At 60.6% G+C, this 22,269-nt stretch carries 22 protein-coding genes; 6 read left to right on the top strand and 16 right to left on the bottom strand.

Annotated elements, in window-relative coordinates; all coding sequences use genetic code 11:
• Positions 1-105: 105 nt before the first annotated feature.
• The 4 genes from IM299_RS15105 to IM299_RS15090 form a co-directional block, all read right to left on the bottom strand.
• Complete coding sequence (locus tag IM299_RS15105; protein ID WP_048957602.1) at positions 106-801, bottom strand: helix-turn-helix transcriptional regulator; 696 nt, start codon at positions 799-801, stop codon at positions 106-108.
• Complete coding sequence (locus IM299_RS15100) at positions 776-1,171, bottom strand: amino acid-binding protein (RefSeq protein WP_045631062.1); 396 nt, start codon at positions 1,169-1,171, stop codon at positions 776-778. Before IM299_RS15100 ends, IM299_RS15105 begins: the two co-directional genes overlap by 26 nt.
• Positions 1,164-1,487: an antibiotic biosynthesis monooxygenase gene (locus IM299_RS15095; protein WP_048957604.1), complete on the bottom strand. Its 324-nt coding sequence runs from the start codon at positions 1,485-1,487 to the stop codon at positions 1,164-1,166. The genes IM299_RS15100 and IM299_RS15095 overlap by 8 nt, the downstream gene beginning before the upstream one ends.
• Positions 1,488-1,562: 75 nt before the next feature.
• Complete coding sequence (locus tag IM299_RS15090) at positions 1,563-2,975, bottom strand: aldehyde dehydrogenase family protein (protein ID WP_048957605.1); 1,413 nt, start codon at positions 2,973-2,975, stop codon at positions 1,563-1,565.
• 100 nt (positions 2,976-3,075) lie between these two features.
• Between IM299_RS15090 and IM299_RS15085 the strand changes: the two genes are divergently transcribed.
• Positions 3,076-3,978, top strand: a complete 903-nt coding sequence (locus tag IM299_RS15085) for a LysR family transcriptional regulator (protein WP_041911333.1) — start codon at positions 3,076-3,078, stop codon at positions 3,976-3,978.
• Here the strand turns inward: IM299_RS15085 and IM299_RS15080 are convergent.
• On the bottom strand, positions 3,965-4,444 hold the full coding sequence (locus tag IM299_RS15080) for a carboxymuconolactone decarboxylase family protein (RefSeq protein WP_014882392.1): 480 nt from the start codon (positions 4,442-4,444) through the stop codon (positions 3,965-3,967). The genes IM299_RS15085 and IM299_RS15080 overlap by 14 nt on opposite strands.
• Positions 4,445-4,545: 101 nt before the next feature.
• On the opposite strand from IM299_RS15080, the gene IM299_RS15075 reads away from it, so the two are divergent.
• Positions 4,546-5,934 carry a PLP-dependent aminotransferase family protein gene (locus tag IM299_RS15075; protein WP_193357745.1) on the top strand — a complete coding sequence of 463 codons (1,389 nt, stop codon included), beginning with the start codon at positions 4,546-4,548 and terminating at the stop codon, positions 5,932-5,934.
• A gap of 39 nt (positions 5,935-5,973) precedes the next feature.
• On the opposite strand, the gene IM299_RS15070 is transcribed toward IM299_RS15075, so the two are convergent.
• A complete protein-coding gene (locus tag IM299_RS15070) occupies positions 5,974-6,135 on the bottom strand; it encodes a DUF1127 domain-containing protein (RefSeq protein ID WP_032644967.1) in 162 nt (53 codons plus the stop codon).
• A 176-nt stretch (positions 6,136-6,311) separates the two neighbouring features.
• Between IM299_RS15070 and IM299_RS15065 the strand changes: the two genes are divergently transcribed.
• Entirely contained in the window at positions 6,312-7,727 is a 1,416-nt protein-coding gene (locus IM299_RS15065; protein ID WP_041911335.1) for a PLP-dependent aminotransferase family protein, read from the top strand.
• 78 nt (positions 7,728-7,805) lie between these two features.
• On the opposite strand, the gene foxA is transcribed toward IM299_RS15065, so the two are convergent.
• From foxA to IM299_RS15050, 3 genes are all read right to left on the bottom strand, one after another.
• Positions 7,806-9,914 (bottom strand): ferrioxamine B receptor FoxA, encoded by a 2,109-nt coding sequence (gene foxA, locus IM299_RS15060; protein WP_193357773.1) that lies wholly within the window; start codon positions 9,912-9,914, stop codon positions 7,806-7,808.
• A 121-nt stretch (positions 9,915-10,035) separates the two neighbouring features.
• Positions 10,036-10,989 (bottom strand): AraC family transcriptional regulator, encoded by a 954-nt coding sequence (locus tag IM299_RS15055; RefSeq protein WP_193357744.1) that lies wholly within the window; start codon positions 10,987-10,989, stop codon positions 10,036-10,038.
• A gap of 138 nt (positions 10,990-11,127) precedes the next feature.
• Positions 11,128-11,361 carry a DUF2171 domain-containing protein gene (locus IM299_RS15050; RefSeq protein ID WP_063942935.1) on the bottom strand — a complete coding sequence of 78 codons (234 nt, stop codon included), beginning with the start codon at positions 11,359-11,361 and terminating at the stop codon, positions 11,128-11,130.
• Positions 11,362-11,581: 220 nt separating this feature from the next.
• Here IM299_RS15050 and IM299_RS15045 point away from each other — a divergent pair, with 220 nt between their 5' ends.
• Positions 11,582-11,767, top strand: a complete 186-nt coding sequence (locus IM299_RS15045) for a hypothetical protein (RefSeq protein ID WP_048957611.1) — start codon at positions 11,582-11,584, stop codon at positions 11,765-11,767.
• Positions 11,768-11,805: 38 nt separating this feature from the next.
• On the opposite strand, the gene IM299_RS15040 is transcribed toward IM299_RS15045, so the two are convergent.
• The gene (locus IM299_RS15040) at positions 11,806-12,927 is read right to left on the bottom strand and encodes a cupin domain-containing protein (RefSeq protein WP_193357743.1); all 1,122 of its coding nucleotides are present in this window, start codon (positions 12,925-12,927) and stop codon (positions 11,806-11,808) included.
• Positions 12,928-13,062: 135 nt separating this feature from the next.
• On the bottom strand, positions 13,063-13,665 hold the full coding sequence (locus IM299_RS15035) for an ATP-dependent Clp protease proteolytic subunit (RefSeq protein ID WP_059355685.1): 603 nt from the start codon (positions 13,663-13,665) through the stop codon (positions 13,063-13,065).
• A gap of 88 nt (positions 13,666-13,753) precedes the next feature.
• Between IM299_RS15035 and IM299_RS15030 the strand changes: the two genes are divergently transcribed.
• Together IM299_RS15030 and IM299_RS15025 are read left to right on the top strand one after the other, a co-directional pair.
• Positions 13,754-14,140, top strand: coding sequence for a VOC family protein (locus IM299_RS15030; protein WP_193357742.1), 387 nt, complete (start codon positions 13,754-13,756; stop codon positions 14,138-14,140).
• A gap of 179 nt (positions 14,141-14,319) precedes the next feature.
• On the top strand, positions 14,320-14,937 hold the full coding sequence (locus tag IM299_RS15025; protein WP_193357741.1) for a response regulator transcription factor: 618 nt from the start codon (positions 14,320-14,322) through the stop codon (positions 14,935-14,937).
• Between the two features lie 3 nt (positions 14,938-14,940).
• Here IM299_RS15025 and IM299_RS15020 read toward each other — a convergent pair whose 3' ends face one another.
• The 5 genes from IM299_RS15020 to IM299_RS15000 form a co-directional block, all read right to left on the bottom strand.
• On the bottom strand, positions 14,941-20,523 hold the full coding sequence (locus tag IM299_RS15020) for an AAA family ATPase (protein WP_193357740.1): 5,583 nt from the start codon (positions 20,521-20,523) through the stop codon (positions 14,941-14,943).
• A gap of 9 nt (positions 20,524-20,532) precedes the next feature.
• Positions 20,533-20,913 (bottom strand): response regulator transcription factor, encoded by a 381-nt coding sequence (locus IM299_RS15015; protein WP_193357739.1) that lies wholly within the window; start codon positions 20,911-20,913, stop codon positions 20,533-20,535.
• A gap of 20 nt (positions 20,914-20,933) precedes the next feature.
• The gene (locus IM299_RS15010; protein WP_041911344.1) at positions 20,934-21,197 is read right to left on the bottom strand and encodes a XapX domain-containing protein; all 264 of its coding nucleotides are present in this window, start codon (positions 21,195-21,197) and stop codon (positions 20,934-20,936) included.
• On the bottom strand, positions 21,194-21,415 hold the full coding sequence (locus IM299_RS15005) for a DUF1427 family protein (RefSeq protein ID WP_193357738.1): 222 nt from the start codon (positions 21,413-21,415) through the stop codon (positions 21,194-21,196). Before IM299_RS15005 ends, IM299_RS15010 begins: the two co-directional genes overlap by 4 nt.
• Positions 21,416-21,476: 61 nt before the next feature.
• Complete coding sequence (locus tag IM299_RS15000) at positions 21,477-22,163, bottom strand: hydrolase (RefSeq protein WP_023331928.1); 687 nt, start codon at positions 22,161-22,163, stop codon at positions 21,477-21,479.
• Positions 22,164-22,269 lie beyond the last annotated feature (106 nt).

The following is a 22,269-nucleotide window of genomic DNA, read 5'->3' as shown; positions in this document are numbered from 1 at the left end:
GTAAGTATCAAGAAACGCGAGACGAAAGAGCAGGAATTGCGAAAAGGGTGTCTCCCTCTCCCTGTGGGAGAGGGTCGGGGTGAGGGCCCCAGCCCGCAGTGGAGTTTAGCGGCTAAAATGCCTCCTGACGGCACTTTTTCCCGAAGCCGTCACCACCACCTCCCGATACCCCGCCACCCGCTGGATCCACCCTTTGCTTTCCAGATGAATAAGCAGCGCCGCGCCAGCTTCGCCTCCGAGGTGAAACCGCCGCTCGCTCCAGTCCAGACAGGCGCAGCAGGCCTTGCGGCGCGGATGAGCGCTTAACGACACGCCGAGCTTCAGAAACTGCTCCCGGCCATACAGCGTGAGCGCTGAACCGTCTGCCTCCAGCCAGCCTTCCACCTGCATGAAATCGTAGATCTTTACCGCCACCGCGCCCGCCAGATGATCGTAGCAGGTGCGCGCCTCCCGCATGGCCTTCGGCGCGGTGGTTTCCGGCGGCGCAATGCGGCTCCAGGAGAGCCCCATCATCTGTTCGATCAGCTCCGCCACGTCGTGCCCCGCCAGACGATAGTAGCGGTGCCGCCCCTGAGACAGACAGGTAATCAACTTTCCCTCCACCAGCCGGGCGAGATGCCCGCTGGCGGTCGACGGGGCGACGTCTGCCGCGGTGCTCAGTTCGGTGGCGGTCCACGCCCGCCCGTCCATCAGCGCGCACAGCATCTTCACGCGCGACGGATCGGCCATTGCCGCCGCCACCGCCGCAATGGCCTGCTCCAGCGCCGCGCCGTTATCAGTCGGTAAGCTTGTCTTTAACATGTGCTGCCCAGGGTTCGGTGATCTCTGCGGCCAGCTTATCATCATCCGTCAGCAGAATAAGGTGATTCGCATGGTCGCTGTACTGGGTAAGAACAGACACGCCGCGTGCCGCCAGCGCCGCCGCAATTTCACCCAGCTCGCCGGGACGCGACTGCCTGAGTTTTCTGATAACCGGCCTGCGCACCGCCTGCACGGTAAACCCGGCCTCCACCAGCACGCGGCGGGCTTTTTCCCCGTCCTCCACCAGGAAATGGGCATCGGTACCGAATACGCCGCCCCCCTCAAGCCCTACGCCGTTGCGCCCCAACAGCTGTCCAAAGCGCGCCAGCTCGCCGGGCCCGTCGCGGAAAATCACGTGAACGTCATACATTCGCGCGCCCTCCCGTTTCGGAACTGTACTCCCGCACCAGCTGCGCCACGCGAATACGGTAGAAAGAGAAAATCGACTCCCGCCCTTCGGCCTGTGCCGCCTGATGGAAAACGTTCTGCTTCCAGCGGCGGATGGCCTCTTCATCCCGCCACCAGGAAAGGGAAAGAATTTTGCCGTCGGTCGTCAGGCTCTGGAACCGTTCGATATCGATAAAGCCGTCGATGTCGGCCAGCAAAGGCTTAAGCTCTGCGGCAAGTTGGAGGTAGCGCGCCTGATGGGCAGGCGCGGCTTTGGCTTCGAAAAGGACTGCGATCATGATGGTCTCTCCGCTGTGATGTTGAGGAGAGAATGCAGGATGGAAAAACACAATGCTTCGGTAAAGAGCGAAGCTTTAGCCCAGAACCGACCTCGGCTCCATAAACGCGCGGATCCCCCACTCGCCCATCTCACGCCCCACGCCGGAGTGCTTAAACCCGCCAAATGGCGCTTTCGGTTCATGGGCCAGGGTGTTCACCAGCACGCGACCGGAAACAATCTGCTGCGCCACGCGGCGCGCGCGGTCCGCACCGCCCAGCACCACCGCGCTCAGGCCGTAGTCCGTGTCGTTGGCAATGGCAATCGCCTCCGCCTCGTCACGATAGGGAATTACGCACAGAACCGGGCCAAAAATCTCGTCGCGGGCAATCGTCATTTGGTTGTTCACGTCGGCAAACAGCGTCGGGCGCACAAACCAGCCGTCCTGCGTGCCTTCCGGCCGCCCCTCGCCGCCCGCCAACAGGAGCGCCCCCTCTTCGACACCTTTGCGGATATAGCCCTGCACCCGCTGCCACTGCTTTGCGCTGACCATCGGGCCGACGTCCGTTGATTTATCGCGCGGGTCGCCGGAGTTCACCGCCGCCACGGCCTGCGCCAGCGCGGTTTCGATCTCCGCCTTACGCGAGTAAGGCACCAGAATGCGCGTTCCGGCCACGCACGCCTGCCCGCTGTTCATAAACCCGGCCTGTATCACCAGCGGGATCGCCTGCGCCAGATCCACGTCATCCAGCAGGATCGTTGGCGATTTCCCGCCTAACTCCAGCGTCACGCGCTTAAAGCTTTCCGCCGCGTTGCGCAGGATCGCCTTGCCGGTATGCGTCGAACCGGTAAACGAGATTTTTGCCACGTCCGGATGGCGGCTGATTGTGTCACCGACCGTCTCACCCCGCCCGGTGACGATGTTAAACACGCCCGGCGGCAGAGCCGCATCGCGCAGCGCTTCGGTGACAATCTGCGTTTGCAGGGCGCTCATTTCGCTCGGCTTGATCACCGCCGTACAGCCCGCGGCCAGCGCGGCCGCCAGCTTGCCGCAGATAAATCCTGCGTCGCTGTTCCACGGCGTAATCAGTCCGGCCACGCCAAGCGGCGTCATCTGCACCGTGGCTGCGCCCGCGTGGGTGACGAATTCAAACGCCTCCAGCGCCTCAATCGCCTGAGCAATCACCTCCGCCGGATAGCTGGCCATCCACGCCGAGCGCGAGGCGGGCGCGCCGTACTCTTCGATGACCGCTTCCAGCAGATCGTCGTGACGAGCGGCCACGGCGGCGTGCATACGTTTAAGCGCGGCAATGCGCTCCTGCTTTGTCGTCTGCGACCACGCGGGGAACGCCGCTTTTGCCGCCGCAACGGCGCGCGCTGCGTCAACCTCATCCGCCAGGCGTACCTGCCCGATGACCTGCGCCGTCGCCGGATTGTATAAATCAAACCGTTCGGTACCGTGCGGGGTAACAAATTCGCCGTTAATAAAGATCTGTTCGATAGTGTGCATATAAACCTCCTCAGGCTGTGTGAGCACAGTCTGGCACGGCTTCTCCGTTGCGATAATCCACGCTATGCTGCAAGGGTTGTTTCGATTTTCAGGATAATCTATGCATCGTTCAGGTCTGACAGAGCTGGAAGTGGTTATGGCGGTGGTGCGGCGCGGCAGCTTTCGCGGCGCGGCGCAGGAGCTCGGCATGTCCGCCACGGCGGTCAGTAACGCCATCGCCGGGCTGGAGAGCCGCCTGGATACTCGCCTCTTTAACCGCACTACCCGCAGCGTGGCGCTCACCGACGCCGGACAGCGCTACGTGGCGCGCGTTGGCCCGGCGCTGCAGGAGATCCGCCTCGCCAGCGAGGAGATCCACAGCGACACCGGGGAACCCGCCGGCACGCTGCGTCTGAACGTGCCGAACCATATCGGCACCCTGTTTCTGGACCAGCTGCTGATCGACTTTATGATCCGCTATCCGAAGATGCGCGTGGAAACCGTCAGCGAAGCGCGCATGATCGACATCGTCGCGGAAGGCTACGACGCGGGGATCCGCCTCGAGGAGTCCGTGCCGCAGGACATGATCGCCGTGCCGCTGACCGGGGAGATCCGCCAGCTGGTGACCGCCACGCCGGACTATTTTGCCCGTCACGGTACTCCGCAGACGCCGGACGATCTGCTTTCACATCAGGGGATCGGCATGCGCATGGCCCACGGGGGGATCTACCGCTGGGAGCTGGCGCGCCGGGGGGAAACGTACGCCCTTGCCGTACCGCCACGCTTTGCGACATCCGATCTTTTCGCCTCGATCCGCGCCGTAAAGGCGGGATTAGGGGTAGGATTTTTGCCGGAACTGTATATCCGGGAAGAGCTTGAGAATGGAGAACTGGTGAGCGTTTTAAACGACTGGGCGCAGCCCTTTGCCGGGCTGCGCCTGTATTACCCCGGCCATCGCCACGTCCCGCCGGGACTGCGGGCGCTGGTGGCGATGATCCGCGAGCGCGGGATTATTCCAGGTTAGCCTTATTCAGCCCGTAAGCCGCGTCCAGCGAGCCGGGCGCCATGCGGGAGGTGATCCCCAGACGGTTCCAGGCGTTGATCGCCACGATGGCGAAGTTCAGCTCTGAAATCTCCACGTCCGAGAAGTGCTCCGCCACGCTGCGGTACAGCGCGTCGCTCACCCCGTGAACGCCAATCTGGGTCAGCGCTTCGGTGAAGGCCAGCGCGGCTTTCTCGCGGGCGCTGAACAGCGGGGACTCGCGCCAGGCCGCCAGATGGTACAGGCGCAGCTCGCGTTCCCCGGCGATTTTGGCCTCTTTAGAGTGCATATCCAGACAGAACGTACAGCCGTTCAGCTGCGACACGCGAATGTCGATCAGGTGCTTCAGCGCCGGGTCGATGGAGGTTTTTGCCACCTCCATGCTCAGGGCAGACAGCGCGTTGGCGAGGGCAGGTGTAACTTTATGGTGGTTAACGCGAGTGCTCATTGTCTTTCCTCTTTTTGTGCGGCATGTGCCGTGCGATGAGGCAAATCTACGCCGTTCATGACATAGTAAAAAGATACAAAAAGCGTGAAATGAGGTAGGACATGAAGCCGGGCTATCACGACATTTATTCCCGCTATCGCGACAACATCACGCGCGGCGTGCTGAAGCCGGGGGACAGGGTACCTGCCATCCGCGTGCTGGCGGAAGAGCTGAAGGTGGCGCGCAAAACCGTCGAAACGGCGTACGCCATTTTGACGGGTGAAGGGTATCTGGTGAGCCAGGGCGCGCGCGGCACGCGGGTCAACCCGGATTTACTGCTGCCGGATAACAATGCCCCTGCGGAACAGCCTACCGGCACGCTTCCGGCCTCGCTTATCAGCCAGCGCGAGCGGGCCGGTTTTCTGCGCCCCGGCATCCCCGCCCTCGACAGCTTCCCCTATAAAAAATGGCTGCTGCTGGCAGGCCAGGCGACGCGCGCCATGCGTCAGGAGGAGATGCTCAACCCGCCCGTCCTGGGCTGGTATCCGCTGCGCCAGGCCATCGCCAGCTATCTCAATATCTCGCGCGGCTTGTCCTGCACCGCCGAACAGGTGCTGATCACCAGCGGCTACAGCGGCAGCCTGCGGCTGATCCTCGACACCCTCGCCAGCCGCAGCGACAAGGTGGTGTTTGAAGATCCGGGCTACTTTATGGGCCAGCAACTGCTGAAGCGGATCGTGCCGCGCCTGCACACGGTGCCGGTCGATCGCTGCGGCATTGATACGGACTACCTGCTTCGTCACCATCGTGACGCGCGTTTTGCCATCGTCACCCCCTCGCACCAGAGCCCGCTGGCGGTGACGCTCTCCCTGCCGCGCAAGCAGCAATTGCTCGACTGGGCCAGCCAGAACGAGGCGTGGATCATCGAAGACGATTACGACGGGGAGTTTCACTACACCCGCAAGGTGCTGCCGTCGCTGAAAAGCCTCGATCGGCACGACCGGGTGATTTTTATGGGTACCTTCAGTAAAACCATCATGCCGTCGCTGCGCATGGGCTACGTGGTGATGCCCGCCAGCACCGTCGGGGCCTTTACCGACTGCGCGGATATCACCACCAGCGGCCAGCCGGTGCTGACGCAGAAGATCCTCACCGCGTTTCTCAACGAAGGGCATTTTTTCCGCCATCTCAAAAAGATGCGTGCGCTGTACCAGACCCGCCGCGACTGGATGATTGCCGCCCTGCGCGAGGTGTATGGCGATCTGTTTTTCACCGAGCAAAACGACGGCGGGATGCATATCGTGGCGTTTCTCACCAAAGGGAGCTGCGACCGGGAAATGGCCCGCTGCTGGCAGGAACAGCAGCTGCAGGTCAATGCGCTCTCGGAGTGGTATCGCGGGTCGGGCAAACGCTATGGGCTGGTAATGGGCTATAACAACGTGCGGTCGTATCAGGAGGCGCTGGATTTGCTGGAAAGGCCGAAGCGGCAGACGCTTGCGCTGTTGAGCTGAACATCGCCGGGTGGCGGCTGCGCCTTACCCGGCCACGGTTTAAATATCATTGCGGGATAACCCGACGTCCTTGAGCTGCTCGTCGCTCATCTGGCTCAGGATGCGGCGGGTGCGGTTGATGCGATACCAGTTGCGGATCGTTTTGCCGATCCAGACAAATACGACGAACGGACGTTTTGAACGGTTCTCGTAGAATTCCATAATGCTCTCCTCACTGTGCCAGTGGGGTTATCATCCTGGAAATAGACCTGCGCAATACAGATGCAAAAACAACTTTTGTTTAACATACAGATCCGCTAAAACGGTATCTGCATGCCGTTTTTTGCGGCAATCTGTACTGGTTTAATAATCTGTATGGTGAAAATAAAGGATACAGCATGACACGCTATCAACACCTGGCCAACCTTCTGGCAGAACGCATTGAACAAGGGCTGTATCGCAGCGGCGAGCGTCTGCCGTCGGTGCGCGCCCTGAGCCAGGAGCACGGCGTGAGCATCAGCACCATACAGCAGGCCTACCAGATCCTCGAAAACCTTCAGCTGATTACCCCCCAGCCGCGCTCCGGCTATTTTGTCTCGAAACGCAAAGCCCAGCCGCCCGTCCCGGCGATGACGCGCCCGGTGCAGCGCCCGGTGGACGTCACCCAGTGGGATGAGGTGATGATGCTGCTGGACGCCCGCGCCGACAAAGAGATGATCTCCTTTGGCGGCGGCTCGCCGGACATTAACCAGCCGAGCCTGAAGCCCCTGTGGCGCGAGATGAGCCGCCTTGCGCAGCATAACCCAAGCGAGATGCTGAGCTATGACGTGCTCGACGGCCGCCTTGAGCTGCGCGAGCAGATCGCCCGCCTGATGCTGGACGGCGGCTCGACCGTCTCGGCAAGCGACATTGTGATCACCAACGGCTGCCACGGCGCGCTGTCGATTGCCCTGCTGTCGGTGTGCAAACCGGGGGACATCGTGGCGGTGGAATCGCCATCTTTTCACGGCACCATGCAGATGCTGCGCGGGTTTGACATCAAGGCGATTGAAATTCCCACCGACTCTGAAACCGGGATCAGCATTGAGGCGTTAGAGCTGGCAATGGAGCAGTGGCCGATCAAGGCGGTGATCCTGGTGCCCAACTGCAATAACCCGCTCGGGTTTATCATGCCGGAAGCGCGGAAAAAGCAGGTTCTGGCCCTCGCCCAGCGGCACGATATCGTGATTGTGGAGGATGATATCTACGGTGAGCTGGCAGCGGAGTACCCGCGCCCACGCACCATTCACTCGATGGACATTGATGGCCGCGTGATCCTCTGCAGCTCGTTTACCAAAACAGTGGCGCCGGGCCTTCGCGTCGGCTGGATTGTGCCGGGACGCTATTACGACCGGGTGATGCACATGAAATACGCCGCGGGCGGGTTTAACGTGCCGGGCACCCAGATGGCGGTGGCGGCGTTTATTCGCGACGGCCATTACCATCGCCACGTGCGCCGTATGCGCCAGATTTATCAGCAGAATATGGAAACCTACACCTGCTGGGTGCGGCAGTATTTTCCGGCGGAGATTTGCGTCACGCGCCCGCAGGGGAGCTTCCTGCTGTGGGTTGAGCTGCCGGAGAAGGTGGATATGGTGTGCGTCAGCAAGCAGCTGTGCCGCCTGAAGATCCAGGCGGCGGCCGGGTCGCTGTTTTCCGCCTCCGGGAAGTACCGCAACTGCCTGCGGATCAACGTGGCGCTGCCGCCGACGGATAAGCATCGCGAAGCGTTGAAGAAGATGGGCGAGGCGATTGTGATTGCGATGGAGGAGTAGCACGTTTTTTAGCGCCGGTGGCGCTACGGAACAGAGTAGGCCGGGTAGGCGAAGCCGCCACCCGGCAAAATCAACGACTCAGAACTTCCACGAAACACTGCCCACAATGCTGCGTTCTGCACCGAAGTAGCAGTAAGAGAGCGAGTTACACGCCGCAAGGTAGCTTTTGTCCGTCAGGTTATTGACGTTCAGCTGCGCGCTCACGCCCGTAAGCCCCACTTTCGACAGGTCATACCCCACGACCATGTCAACCAGCGTGTACGATGGAAGCGTATGGGTGTTCTGGCGATCGCTGGCGATCCCGTTGACATAGCGCACGCCGGAGCCGACGGTCAGGCCGTCCAGCGGGCCGGTTTTGACGTCGTAGCTCAGCCAGGCGCTGGCCATGTTACGCGGGGCATAGACGGCGCGCTTGCCCTCCTCTTCCGGGCTGCTCTTCTTATAGCGAATATCCGTGTAGGTATACGCCGCCTGCATGCGCAGGCTGTCGGTCAGCTGACCAATCGCCTCCAGCTCAACGCCTTCGGATTCGATTTCACCGATGGAACGGTACGGATCGGTCGGCTCCTCTTTGGTGGCAATGTTCTTCTGGTTGATGCGGAACACCGAGGCGCTGAACTGGCTGTTCATCCCTTCTGGCTCATACTTCACGCCCGCTTCCCACTGCTTGCCCTTCATCGGATCCAGGATATTGCCCTGCTCGTCGGCAAAGCTGGTCGGCGTAAAGGCGGTGGAGTAGCTGACGTACGGCGCAACGCCGTTATCAAACAGATACAGCAGCGCCGCGCGGCTGCTGAAGTTGTTTTTATCCAGATCGCTGCGGGTGTGGTTAAAGTTGTCGACGTTCGACACGCTCACCTGGTCGTAACGCCCGCCGAGCGTCAGGCGCCAGCGGTCAATGGACATCTGATCCTGTAGGTAGTAACCGGTCTGGCGAAGCTTATGCTTTTCCCTGCTGTACTGGGTGATGTAGTCCGGCTTCGCACCGTAAACCGGGTGGAAGGCGTCAATCGGCGGGAAGCCGCCATAGTAGCCGGTCACGTTGTTGGTGCGGTCCTGATAGTCCATGCCGATCAGCACGCGGTGGTTCACCGCCCCGGTGTCGAAGCTGCCGTCGACCTGGTTATCCAGGGTGATGGCGTTCATCTTCTCGTCAGAGCCGGAATAGCCGCGGTTCAGCTCGGTGTCATTCAGCCAGCCTGCGGCATACACCTGGTTCAGCTCCACTTTGGTGTGCAGGTAGCGCAGCTTCTGGCGCACGGACCAGCCGCTGTCAAACAGGTGCTCAAGGTTATAGCCGACCATGTTTTCCCGACGATCGTACTTGTCGTAATCGTCTTCACCTTCAAAGAACGTGTTGGAGATTTTCTTCCCGCTGTGCGGCACAACCGTGCCCTCATACGGCAGGCCGGAGTGGCTGCCGCCTTCCGGATCGCGGTGCAGGTAGGCCATCAGATCCAGACGGGTGTTATCGGTGATACGCCAGGTCAGGCTCGGCATCAGCGCGTAACGCTCTTCCTTCAGCGGATCGAACTGGGAATCGGCATAGCGGGTCATCCCGCTGAGGCGCACCGCCACGCGGTCATTATCATCAACCGGGCCAGTGACGTCGAACATCGCCCCACGCTGGCTATTGTTCCCGGCGAAGAGCTTGATCTCCCCGCCCGGATCGAACGACGGCTTACGGGAGGTAAGCGCCACAATCCCGCCCGGCGATGAACGACCATAGAGCACGGAGGCAGGACCGCGCACGACTTCGATACTGTCCAGGAACCACGGATCAACCACCAGCGAGCTGTGGGAGTTGGTGTCGCCCATCATCTTCAGGCCGTCCAGGTAGACGTTGTCCAGGCTGCCGTCAGAGAAGCCGCGCAGCACCATGTAGTCAAAGCGGTTAGACGCCCCAATCTGGTTGCTGTAGACCCCCGGCGTGTAGCTCACGGCCTGACGCACGCTGGTTGCGCCCTGCTCTTCGAACTGCTCGCGCGTGACGATAGAGACCGACTGCGGAGTTTCAATATCCGGCGTTTCAAGCTTGGTGGCCGCAGACTGCATCTGCGAGGTCACCACCACGGTGTCAGTTTTTTGCGCATCCTGCGCCAGTAAAGGAAAAGCGACGCTACCGGTAACCCATCCCACCAGCAGTGCCAGACGCGATTTAGCAAACATAACCCTCTCCAGAGATATTTCTTATTGTTAATAAGAATTATTACCTTTTTGAGAGTGCAAACGGCTATGCGCGCCGCCAGGTTACGTATGCGTGATGCTAAACCGCACGGGATGCGTTCGCGCGATGGGCGAAATTACGTTAGCGGAGTTTGCGCACGTCGCCCGGAGAAATCCCGTAATGACGACGAAACGCGGTGGCGAAATTGGTGGCATGCTGATACCCGCACATCCAGGCCGCCTGCTGCACGCTGTGGCCTTCCAGCAGATAGCGGCGCGCCAGCGCAAGGCGACAGTCGCGAAGATAATCGAAGAGGGTGCAGCCGTAGCGCTGACGGAACTTGCTGCGCAGGCTGCTTGGGCTCATTGCAGCCAGGGCTGCCAGCTGCGCGAGTGTATGATCCCGCTCAGGAGACTGTTCCAGCAGGCTCCGCACGCGTTCAAGACGCGCATGCTCAGGGCGGCTTGGGCAAGGCTGCTGGCGCTGGCTGAGGCCGTGGCCGAGCAGCTGATACATCAGCCCCTCCAGCACCAGCTTGCGTGAGAGCACGCGTCCCCTCTGCCGCTGCGCATGCAGAATACCTGACATCACAAACTCGGGAACCTGCCAGACAAACGCGGGTGCATTCAGGCTTTGCCATTCCAGAAGCAATGAGTCAAGCAGGGCTTCACGTCCGGCATCGTGGGGATACACGCCAAACGAGAGCGTTTTCAACGTGCTGTCGGCATCGTGACGCGCGCTCATTACCTGATCTTCACTCAGACGAGAGCTGAACGCCATGCCCGGGTGGACGGGATAATCGATACCATTGAGCGTGAGCGTCACGCACCCTTCCAGCACCACCAGCATATAGAGCGGGCTGCTGTGGCGAGAGGTGGTTTCATAGGGCTGTAATACACGTACGTCGGAATGGGTCAGCGAAATGCCGGACGAGAGCATCATCTCTTCAACATTCCCCTGCAACACGGGGCTGCCGCTGGCCTGCGCCTCTTTTAACTGGGGGAAACGGTAGTCGATGCCGTAGCGCTCGCCGAATACCTGAAAATCTTCAACAAAAAATATGCGTTTCGCTGATCTATTTTCACTCTGGAGCATAATTCGGGGCCTGCATCGGGAAAAGGACAGGCAAAACAGTACCATCCCTTTGCCATATCAGCAATCACCGGGCGCAGACACTATTACGCTCCGGACGAACCCGGAGCGAAGTCATATATTTCCTTGCGAGAAATATATTTATGCTTCCTGCCACTCAGCAAAAACCTCTTTATGGTTTTTGGTCAGGATAACGTTATTATCTTCGACCTTATCGACCCAGCCGAGAGGAATAAAGTGGTGTTTGCCGCCCGATTCCGGATCGCTCTTCGCAAGCTTGATGCGCTCACCATCAAGATGGTCCACAACCCCGACGTGCGTTCCGCAGCTGGCGACAACCTGAGTGTGATCCTTAATTGCGCTTTTATCTACCATAATCATTCTCCTGTTTCGGTTATTTGCCTGTTGCACGAAAAATAACTGTAGCGCATAAATTCAGGCTTAAAAGTCTTATTAGCATTTTGAAACATCATTGACAGAATGGAATATGATGTCTATTTAGCGCCGAAAGGAAAAAATAAGAATGAGATGAATTATTTCCGATTGATTTTTTCCCGTTCATAATTAAATTATCGCAACCAACGAGGAGGTATTTATGACGATTCGCAACAATCGGGCAGAAATTTCGCTGGCTCTTGGTGAAGCGGTCCTGGACATCGTGCAAAAAGGCCATGAGTTATCGCGAGAGAATCTCGCCCAGGCGATGAAAATCAAAGCGGAGAAAGAGCGCGACGACGAGCGGCTTTTGAACTACTGGAAGGCGTGTAATATGCTGGTTTGAACGTAGCGGCGTTTAGCCAGGCTAAACGCCGCCGGCTATTACTCGTCGAAGTACCAGTATCCCTGGTTAATCAAACCGGTCAGCTCGTCCACAAACGCCGGATTATTCAGCGCATCCCCCAGCTCGGCCTGGCCGAGATCGGTGTAGCGGCACAGCGCGTCCGCCCCGTTCACATCCGCCGTTTCCAGCTGTTCGCTGTTAATAAAGAAGCTGCCGTTAACGTTCAGCACGCGCAGGCCGCTCAGGCGCGACAGCGTTTCGCCCCCTTGCAGCGCGTCGAGCACCTCTTCCACTGAATACGGCGGCTCGGCGGCGGCGATATCCAGCTCGTGGCGCGGCGTGGAGACGAAGCTGCCAAACCATTTCGTGAAATCGTCCGGCTTGCTAATCATGTCGATCATCATCTGACGGATACGATCGAGCTCGTACTGCTCCACGCGGCCCGGGTGTTCGCGGCAGGTCAGATCCGGATCGCTGTAGTGCTCGCCACCCAGATCGTTTTCCAGCGCGTAGTCGGCGAAGCTGCTGATCAGATCGCGACCGTTCGGCCCGCGGAAGCCGACGGAGTAGTTGAGCGCGGTTTCATGGGTGAAGCCGTCATGCGGGAATCCAGGCGGAATATAGAGGATATCGCCCGGCTCAAGATCTTCGTCGATGATCGGCTCAAACGGATCCACGTGCAGCAGCGCCGGATGCGGGCAGAACTGACGCATCGGCAGCTTGTCGCCCACGCGCCAGCGGCGGCTGCCCATCCCCTGAATGATAAACACGTCGTACTGATCGATATGCGGACCCACGCCGCCGCCCGGCACGGAGAAGGAGATCATCAGATCGTCCAGACGCCAGTCCGGCAGGACGCGGAACGGACGCACCAGCTCCGCGGCGGGCATATGCCAGTGGTTCACCGCCTGCGCCAGCAGCGACCAGCCGGTTTCGCCCAGATCGTCAAAGTGCTCAAACGGACCATTGCTGGCCTGCCATTTGCCGTTGAAATGGCTCACCAGACGGCTATCGACTTCCGGCTCCATCGCCAGGCCTGCCAGCTCGTCCGGGGTAATCGGGTCGACAAAATTCGGGAAGGCATTTTTCAGCACTACGGGTTGTTTTTGCCAGTATTTCTCAAGAAATTCCGGCCAGTTCAGGTTCAATTGATACGCCATGGGTAGCACCAGTGAGAGGGGAAACAGGCGCGATTATAGGCAAGAAGGCAGAGGGGGAACTTGTCATGGGTCAAACGAGCGCGCGTAGGTCGGGTAAGGCGAAGCCGCTACCCGACACGTACACGGTAGTAAAACTTAATCCAGGTTCAGCTCGTCGTAATGGGTAATCAGTTTGCCCACGATGCCGTAGTCCAGCGCTTCTGCCGGAGACATCCAGTAGTTGCGGTCGGTGTCTTTTTTCACTTTTTCCAGCGGCTGGCCGGTGGCATCAGCGATCAGCTTGTTGACGCGATCCAGCATGCGGATGATCTCGCGCGCTTCGATCTCAATATCCGTCGCCTGACCGCGCACGCCGCCCAGCGGCTGGTGGATCATAAAGCGGGTATTTGGCAGCGAGTAGCGGTGCTCTTTTTTCGCGGCCAGGAAGATGGTGATCCCCGCGCTCGCCACCCAGCCGGTGCCGATAACGTGCACGTCCGGGCGAATGAATTTGATAAAGTCGTGGATGGTGTCACCCGCTTCCACGTGGCCGCCCTGGCTGTTGATATACAGCTTGATCGGATCGTTGCTGACGCTTTGCAGCAGGATCATCTGGGTAATGACCTTCTGCGCCAGCTCCTGGTTGATCTCACCGGAGATGACAATCGAACGGGACTCCAGCAGTTTTTGCTGCAGAGCGCCCGCGCCGTTTGACCCTTCCGCTTTTTCCTTGTCGCTCTCTTTCAGTGTGTAGTGCATTGTTATGTCCTCAGCTTGTCGCGCTCAAAACCAGAGTGTAGCCTGTTTTATCGGTGAAAGTCCTCACAGACAAATAACGAGGGATCTTATGAATATTGCACATGTCGCACTCTGGACCCGCAGCCTTGAAGCTCAGGTTCAGTTCTGGGAAACGGTGTTTAATGGCCGCAGTAACGAACGCTATGTCAGCAAAAACCGTCCGGGGTTTGAATCCCATTTTATTACCCTGGATGACGGGCCGACCCTCGAGCTGATGACGCTGCCGGACCTGCCCGACGCCCCGTCGCACCCGGAGTTTATCGGCTGGGCGCATATCGCCATTAACGTCGGCAGCAAGGCAAAAGTGGACAGCATGGCCGAGCGGGCGCAGGCCAACGGCACGCTGCTCAGCGCCCCGCGCATGACCGGGGACGGCTTCGATGAAGCGGTGATCGCGGACCCGGACGGCAACCGCATCGAGCTTGTCGGTGCATAAAAACAGCGTTTCATTCCTTCACCGCCCCCGCCCCGGCTCGCTATACTTCATATGGTTATCATATTGTTAAATGATAATGATATTTAATGTGTTAAGATGAAAGTCAGCATAAACAGTCTCTTACGCCACCGTTGGGACTGTTTGCATCCTCGACATTTAAATCAGCACCGGGGCGGTGAATGGAACACATTGTGTATGTGGTTGATGACGATGACGTGGTCAGGCAGTCCGTAATCGGGCTGCTGGAATCGGCAGACTTAAACGCTATCGGCTTTTCATCGGCAGAAGCGTTTCTGCAATACCGCTTTGAGGACCTGCCGTCGTGCGTGATCCTCGATATGCAAATGCCCGCCATTTCAGGTTTTGACGTGGCGGACGCCCTCAAGGACAGCGGGCGAGAGATCCCGATTATTTTCCTCACCGGCCACGGCACCATCCCGATGTCGGTGCGCGCCATTAAAGGCGGCGCGTACGAATTTCTCACCAAGCCCGTCGAATCCACCGCGCTTATCGACGCCATTGAGTCCGCGCTGCAGCTGGCGGAACACAACGCCGAGCGCAATAAAGAGCACTACGCCCTGAAGCAGCGCCATCTCTCCCTCACCCCGCGCGAACACGAGGTGCTCACGCTGGCGATTAGCGGCATGCTGAACAAGCAGATTGCCGCCGAGCTGGGCGTCAGCGAGATCACGGTGAAGGTGCACCGTCGCCGCGTGATGGAGAAAATGCAGGTGCGCTCGGTTGCCGAGCTGGTCAGGGCCGTTGAGCGCCTGACCAAAAGCCAGCCCGCGGAGTAACCTTTACCCTTCCTGCGCCGCCAGCGGCAGCGCAAACGCGAACATCGTGCCGTAAGGCTCCCGACGGCGCGCGCTCAGCTTCCCGCAGTGGCGCTCGATGATGCTGGCGCTGATGGTCAGCCCCATCCCCATCCCCTGTGGCTTGGTGGAGTAGAAGGAGTCAAAGATCTGCTCCAGCCGCTCGGGCTCAATGCCGCTCACGGTATCGGCGATCTCGACGATCACTTTCCCGTCCGCGTTGGCGGTGCTGAGGGTAATGGTGCTGGCGCGATCCTTCACCTCGGCCATCGCCTCCACCGCATTCATCACCAGGTTGAGCAGCACCTGCTGGATCTGCACGCTGTCCCCGGTGATAAAGCTGTCACTGGCGTTTAACAGATAATCCACGCTAATGTGTCGCTGCTCCAGCTCGCTGCGGGAAAGGGTAATAATGTGGTGGATCAAGTAGTGGAGATCGATACGCGCGAAGGTCGGATCCTGCTTGCGCGTCAGGGACTGGATGCTGCGAATGATCTCTCCCGCCCGCGCGCCTTCCGCGGCGATCTCCTCCAGTCCTTCCCGCACTTTATCCAGCCGGGCAGGCTCGCGGTTAAGCCAGCGCAGGCTCGCCCCGGCGTTAGAGACGATGGACATCAGCGGCTGGTTGATCTCGTGGGCGATGGAGGAGGTTAACTGCCCGACGGTGGTGGCACGGGACACCCGCGCCAGTTCCGCCTGCGCGACCCGCATGGCATCCTCCGCGGCGCGCTGGCTGGTGATATCGGTAATGATGCCGTAATACTCGTTCACCTCGCTGCCCACGCCCACCGGATCGCCAATCCCGAGGATGTAGCGCGTTGAACCATCGGTACGCTTAACGCGAAACTCCGCGCGCATAGAGAGCCCCTCGCGCACGCTCTGGGTGACGATGGCGCTGATGCGGGCGTAATCATCCTCATGAACGAATGTCAAAAACTCCGCCATGGAGATCATCTTTTGCCGCTCGGGCAGGCCGAGAATGCGGGCGTACTCTTCGGACATAAACATCAGATCCTGCTCCAGCTCCCAGCGCCAGCTGCCGGTGTGGCTGATCTGCTCACCCAGCATCAGCGAGGTCTGGCTGGCGCGCAGCTCTTTTTCCACGCGTCGGCGCTGGATGTTCTCCGCCAGCAGTTCGGCGTACAGCCGCGCCGTCTCCAGAGAGACCGCAGCCTGCGCCCCCAGCAGGCTCACCACGCGCGAGTGCTCGGCGGTGAAGACCTCCGGCATCAGGCGGTTTTCCAGGTAGAGCACCCCCACCAGCCGCGCCTGTTTAAACATCGGGACGCACATAACCGCCGCCCCCGAGGTCACCAGATAGGGGTCCTGACTGAAGGGATGGAACTCTTCCGGCCTGCCGGTGCGGATCTCCTGCCCGGTGCGGATCACCGCCGCGAGCACCGACAGGGGCATGTCGGTCACCGTCGGCACGTCTTTCAGGATCCGCACCCGCACGCCTTCGGTGCTGGTCCAGGCGCTGGCCTCGATCTCCGGGATGAGGTTATCGCTCACGCGAAGCAGCAGGCCGCGCTGCGCCCCGGCGCGTTCGAGCAGGATGGTCATCAGATTTTCGATCAAGCGCTCAAGATTGATCTCTTCCGACAGCGCGCGGGAGGCTTTGATGACGCTTTGCAGATCGCGGATCGTCTCGTTCTGGGTGAACGCCACCGTGTCGTAGGCGCTGGCCTGCCCGGAGGCCAGCAGGTGCGGGAAATCCTGCTCCAGCTGGCACACCTTGGCCTGTGCGCCCGCGCGGCCCCAGGCGGCAATTGCGCCGCGGAAATGCGCGTCCGAGGCGGTCGGGTAGCCGCAGGCCAGCGCGAAGCGTCCCGCCAGCTCGTGGGCCAGGGCGTTAATGGGGTTAAAGCCACCCTCTCGGGAGAGCCGGACCGCCTTCTCATACTGCTCAAGCGCAATGCTGTTCATCCCGTCCAGACGCACGATTTCGGCGTAGATAAGCGCCTCTTTATCCGCGAACGTGCCGGGATTAATGCGCGCCCAGAGGGCGATTTTGTCGTAGTGGGCGTGAATGCTGCGGCGGTGATTCGCCGAGAAGGTCTCCGGCGTCAGCTGACGGGAGAGCGCCAGGGCGCTGTAGAGATGGTAATCCAGCAGATGGATGTGGCCCGGCGCAGACCACGCGTACCACCCCGCCGTCTCCAGATCCGCCTGCGCGTCGGCATATTCGCCGCAGGTAAAGTGCGCCATGCCGCGGTAGAGCCAGTACCAGAACAGCATTGTGGAGGTCTGCTCCGGCGCCTGCTCCGGCGACGCGGGCAGCAGTGCCTCAGGCAATACCTGCGACGCGGTCCAGGTGCCGATGACCGGCGTGCACAAAAACTCAACGTAGCCACGCTGGACCATCAAAATGGTTTCCACGTCCTGGAAGTGGGTTTTACGCACGAACGCCAGGCCGCGATCGATGCTGGTCAGCACCCCGTCCAGGTGATCGCCCCGCGAGAGGAAGTTAATGACCTGGTGGCAGGCCGCAAAGCAGGCCATCGTCATATCCCCGTGGATCACCGCCGAGGTAAAGCAGGCTTTCGCGCACTCGATGGTAAACGATAAAGGCTGGGTCCAGACGCTGAGCTGGTCCAGCGGCAGCAGGGTTTTGGCTTCGAACGCGTCATAGCCGTGGCGACTCACCAGCTCGCGGGCCAGCGTGCCGTACTGGAACCCGAGGCGGTACTCGGCGTAGCGGTGGCCCATCAGCACGCCAAACCAGGCCATTGCCGTGGTGGAGGCGCCGGTAATGCCGTGGTCGAGGGTCAGGTGCATCATGCGGCAGAGCAGTAAAAAGTGCAGGCGCGGGCAGATGAAGCTGGCGCAAATGCTGGCGCTGTAGAGCAAGTTCATCACCGCTTCGGTTTCCGGGTTATCCATCCGCGAGAGCGGGGCAAACAGGGTTTGCGGCGCGTCACTCGCGCGGTTGCAGAAGCGTTCCCAGGCCTCGTCGCAGTCGGCGTCTTCCGGGTGGCGGCCGATCTGGATCCCAAAAATCCCCAGCCAGCAGAGCGCCGCCTCCAGCGCCAGACGGCTATCCGACTGGCGAATATAGACTTCCACCAGCAGGTTGGCCGCCAGCGCTTTTTCGGTCAGCCCGCCGGGGCAGCCAAGGATCGCATCGCACAGCTCGCGGGTCCGCTCCAGATGGCCGAGCGCAAACTCGCAGCCCGCCTCTTCGATATCGAGCATAAAGTCCGACACCGTCCCGGCGTTGCCCAGCGCCCGGGCGGTCTGGATATAGCCGAGCGCCGATGGGTAATCTCCCGAACGCTTTGCGCGTCGCGCGGCCAGCAGGCTCAGCTCGCGGAACATCTGACGCTGCGGCGCGGGCTGGACGCTGTCCAGCGCGGCCGTGACGTGGTGAACGGCGCGGAACAGCAGCTCGTTCCCCGCCGCCTGACGCGCGGCATCGGCCAGCAGGCTGGCGGTCGTCAGGTGAATATGGCTTTTCTCATGCCGATCCAGCAGCGCAAAGGCCGCCTCCTGCACCCGGTCGTGGGTGAAGGCGTACTTTTTTTCCGTCAGCACGATGAGCTGGGCCATCACCACCGGGTGCAGCGCATAGCGCAATTCCGCCATCGACATGCCGACCACGCGGCAGATCATTTCCATCTCGCCCGTGCCGCCGAGGCAGGCGATGCTGCCCAGCAGGCGGCGCGTCTCGTCGGGCAGCCCTTCAAGCTGCTCCAGCACCAGAGTCACGACGTTTTCGGTGTAGTGCCGGGCGCGGATCGCCTGCAGATCGTAGTGCCACTTATCCTGATATTTGTTGTGCACCACCAGGCCGTCATCAACAATGCGGCGGAAAAACTCGTGTACAAAGAGCGGGTTGCCCCCGGTTTTTTGATGGATCAGCGTGGCGAGGTCGGTCGTCGCCGTACTGCGGGTGCGAAATACCGTCCCCAGCCAGCGCGCCACCGCTTTCACGGAAAGCGCCTGCGGGACAATTGCGCTCGCGTGCTGCGCCGCCTCCGGCAGGCTCGCCAGCAGCTGTTGCAGTGCGGGTTCGGACAAGGCATCGATATCGCGGTGAGCGACCACCACCAGCAGCGGGATCGCGCCGCAGTTCACCAGCAGGTAGTTGAGCGTTTGCAGGCTGGCGGCGTCGCTCCACTGGAGATCGTCGAGCACCAGCACCAGCGGGCAGCCCTGCGAGGCAAAGGTTTTCACCAGCGCCAGCACCATATGGCTGAAGCGCGCCCGGGCATCAATGGAAAACGTATCCGCCGAGAAGCGCGGCTTGCTCTCGAGCAGCAGGCCCAGCTCGGGCACCAGACTCACGGCCAGCGCCTCGTACCCCTCCAGGGCGCGAGACAGGCGGATTTTCCACTTCGCCACCTCGTCTGCCGGCAGCCCCAGCAGGTGCAGCGTCAGGGTGCGGAACGCGGAGCTTAATGCGCCGTAGGGCAGCGACGGCGAAAACTGGTCGACTTTGCCCACCGCCAGCAGCACCGTCCGCTGCTGTAGCGTTTTGAGCGCCGTCGCGATAATTGAGGATTTGCCGATCCCTGACGGCCCGGCGATCGTTACCAGCTCCGGCACCCGGTTCTGCCCCACCCGCTCAAACGCGGCAATGACGTCGTTCGCCTGCGGATGCGTCGCGAACAGGGAGTCCGCCAGCAGGATCGCCGGGGTGCGATCCTGCTGGCCGGGGGTAAAGGCGACGATCTCGCCCTCGCAGGTCAGCGTCGCCTGGCAGCGGCGGAGGTCGGCAATCAGCCCGTCGACCGTCTGGTAGCGGTTATCGGGGTGCTTCTCCAGCAGCTTGAGGATGATAGTCGACAGCATTCCCGGCACGTCCGGGCGAATCACGTCCGGGGCCAGCGGCTCCGAGGCAATATGGTAGTGCGCCCAGTTGGTTTGATCGTCCTCCCCCAACTCAAACGGCAGGCGTCCGGTCAGGAGTTCATACAGCACCATGCCGAGGCTGTAGAGATCGCTGCGGCCGTCAACGGGACGCCGGGTGCGGGTGGTGTGCTCCGGCGACATCCAGGCGGGCGTACCGCCTGAAACGGCAAGCCGGGTCTGGGAGAAGGCACCGGAGAGGCTACAGGAGAGGCCAAAGCTGCCCAGACGGCAGGTGTCATCGTGATGAATAAAAATGCTGCCGGGCTTGATATCGCCGTGGATTAGGTTTTGCAGATGCATCTGGCGCAGGGGGGCGCAGATCTGGATCGCCAGCTCGATAAAGCGCGCGATCCCCGAGATCGCCCTGCCCGCGCGCCGCGCCAGCAGCTCAAAGGCAAACGGGGCGTACACCAGCGCGAAGCGTCCCCGGTACTGGGTGGACGCGACGGCGCGAATGGCCCAGCTGTCATGCAGCACGTCACGCAGCGCAAACTCGTTTTTCAGCAGCCGGGTGGCCCGCTCTTCCTCTTCGTCGCTGACCGCGGTGGCAATGATGAACGAGCCGCCTGAATGGGGATGGCGCGCGTGCATCCAGGCGATACCGCCCTCCTGCGCCAGCACGGTAAAAATCACATCCTCTTTAAGGACAAAAACCCGCCCCTGGTGAAGATTCCCCTGGGCGGGCCAGAATGCAGGCTGCTCGTGTTCGTTCATCCGCGATCCTTATCGTCGGCGGGCCAGCTCCCGCTGTATATGATCCAGCAGAATATCGATGTTAATGGGTTTACGCAAAAATGCAGCGGCGCCCAGGCTAAGAGCGTACCGCTGCATATTTTCATCAGCATGACCGGAGATAAAGAGCACGGGCGGCGGCGGTACGGCCAGCAGCCGCAGCTTGTCAAACAGCTCCAGGCCGCTCATGCCCCGGAGCTTGATATCGGTGATCACCAGCGCCGCGCCGGACAGGGCAAGCGGATGGCTGAGAAACACCTCTGCCGAATCAAAGGTGTCGGTTGAATAGCCTTCCGACTCCAGGAGATTACTCAACCCGCTGCGGACGGAACGTTCGTCATCAATGATGGCAATGCGCCACGGCAGCGTCATGCTGTTTTTCCTCTAACCAGTCATTTAACGTCGCGAGGGTCCTTCGCGGGCGCAGGGGGCGCCGTGCCGCTGATTTTCGGTACGCATTCGTGACGAAACCAGGCGAGGGTAAACGGTTCGCGACTCAGTAAACGCCGTCCCACCGGGATGAGCTGTTCACCCACCAGCATGCCAAACAGGCCAAGCAGGGCGACAACCGGCGGTGCCGGGGAATGAACGTCGAGCAGGGCGTAAATTACCCCAGCAACCACGCCGCACACCAGCGAAATTATCCATGCTCTCATGACGTCGCTCCCGTCTGCGATTTCACCTGCGGAACCGTTACCTGAGGAGGCGGCGCGCCGTCGCGGGATAACAGATGGCGCGTCGCCTGTTCACCCGCCAGCATCCCCAGCAGGCCAATCAGCGCCAGCGCGGGCGGCGCGGGGGAGCGCACCTTCAGCATGGCATACATCAGGCCAATCAACACGCCTGCGGCAAGGGATATCAGCCCAGTACTCATTGTGAACTCCAGAGAAAAAGGCAGCGGCGAGCCGGATGAGGGACCAGCCCGCCAGCGGAACTTAGCGAGCCGGGACCGGCGCTAAGGTGCGGTGCTCGCTCTTCTGGCGAGACGGTGCTTTGTGCACCATGGTGTAGGCGTAATCCACGCCCATGCCGTACGCGCCGGAGTGTTCGCGCACGATATCCATCACCGCGGTGTAGGTTTCTTTACGCGCCCAGTCGCGCTGCCACTCCAGCATCACCTGCTGCCAGGTCACCGGGATCACGCCTGCCTGGATCATGCGCTGCATCGCGAAGTCGTGGGCTTCTTTGGAGGTGCCGCCGGACGCGTCCGCCACCATATAAATTTCGTAGTCACCTTCCAGCATCGCGCACAGGGCAAAGCTGTTGTTGCATACTTCGGTCCACAGACCGGCAACCACCACCTTCTTCTTGCCGTTGGCCTTCAGCGCGTCACGCACCTTCTGGTCGTCCCATGAGTTCATGGAGGTACGCTCCAGAATGTCCTGGCCCGGGAACACGTCCAGCAGCTCCGGATAGGTGTTACCGGAGAAGCTTTCGGTCTCAACGGTGGTGATGATGGTCGGGATGTTGAACACCTTAGCCGCTTTCGCCAGCGCCACGGTGTTGTTTTTCAGCACCTGGCGGTCAATAGACTGCACGCCAAACGCCATCTGTGGCTGGTGATCGATAAAGATGATCTGACAGTTCGCAGGGGTCAGCACTTCGAGCTTTGAAGAGGTCATAGCATTTTCCAGTGGTTAAGGGTAGAAATCGCCGCGATCGCCACGGCGATAAAGTCCTCCTCATCCTGCGGTTTATCGCGCCTGGGCGTAATTATCTCTTCGTATA

It is taken from the genome of Enterobacter cloacae complex sp. P47BA, from assembly GCF_014930485.1.
Classification (GTDB): Bacteria; Pseudomonadota; Gammaproteobacteria; order Enterobacterales; family Enterobacteriaceae; genus Enterobacter; species Enterobacter bugandensis.
Note: the sequence above shows the minus strand (reverse complement) of the source record. Positions and strands in the feature narration are given on the sequence as shown.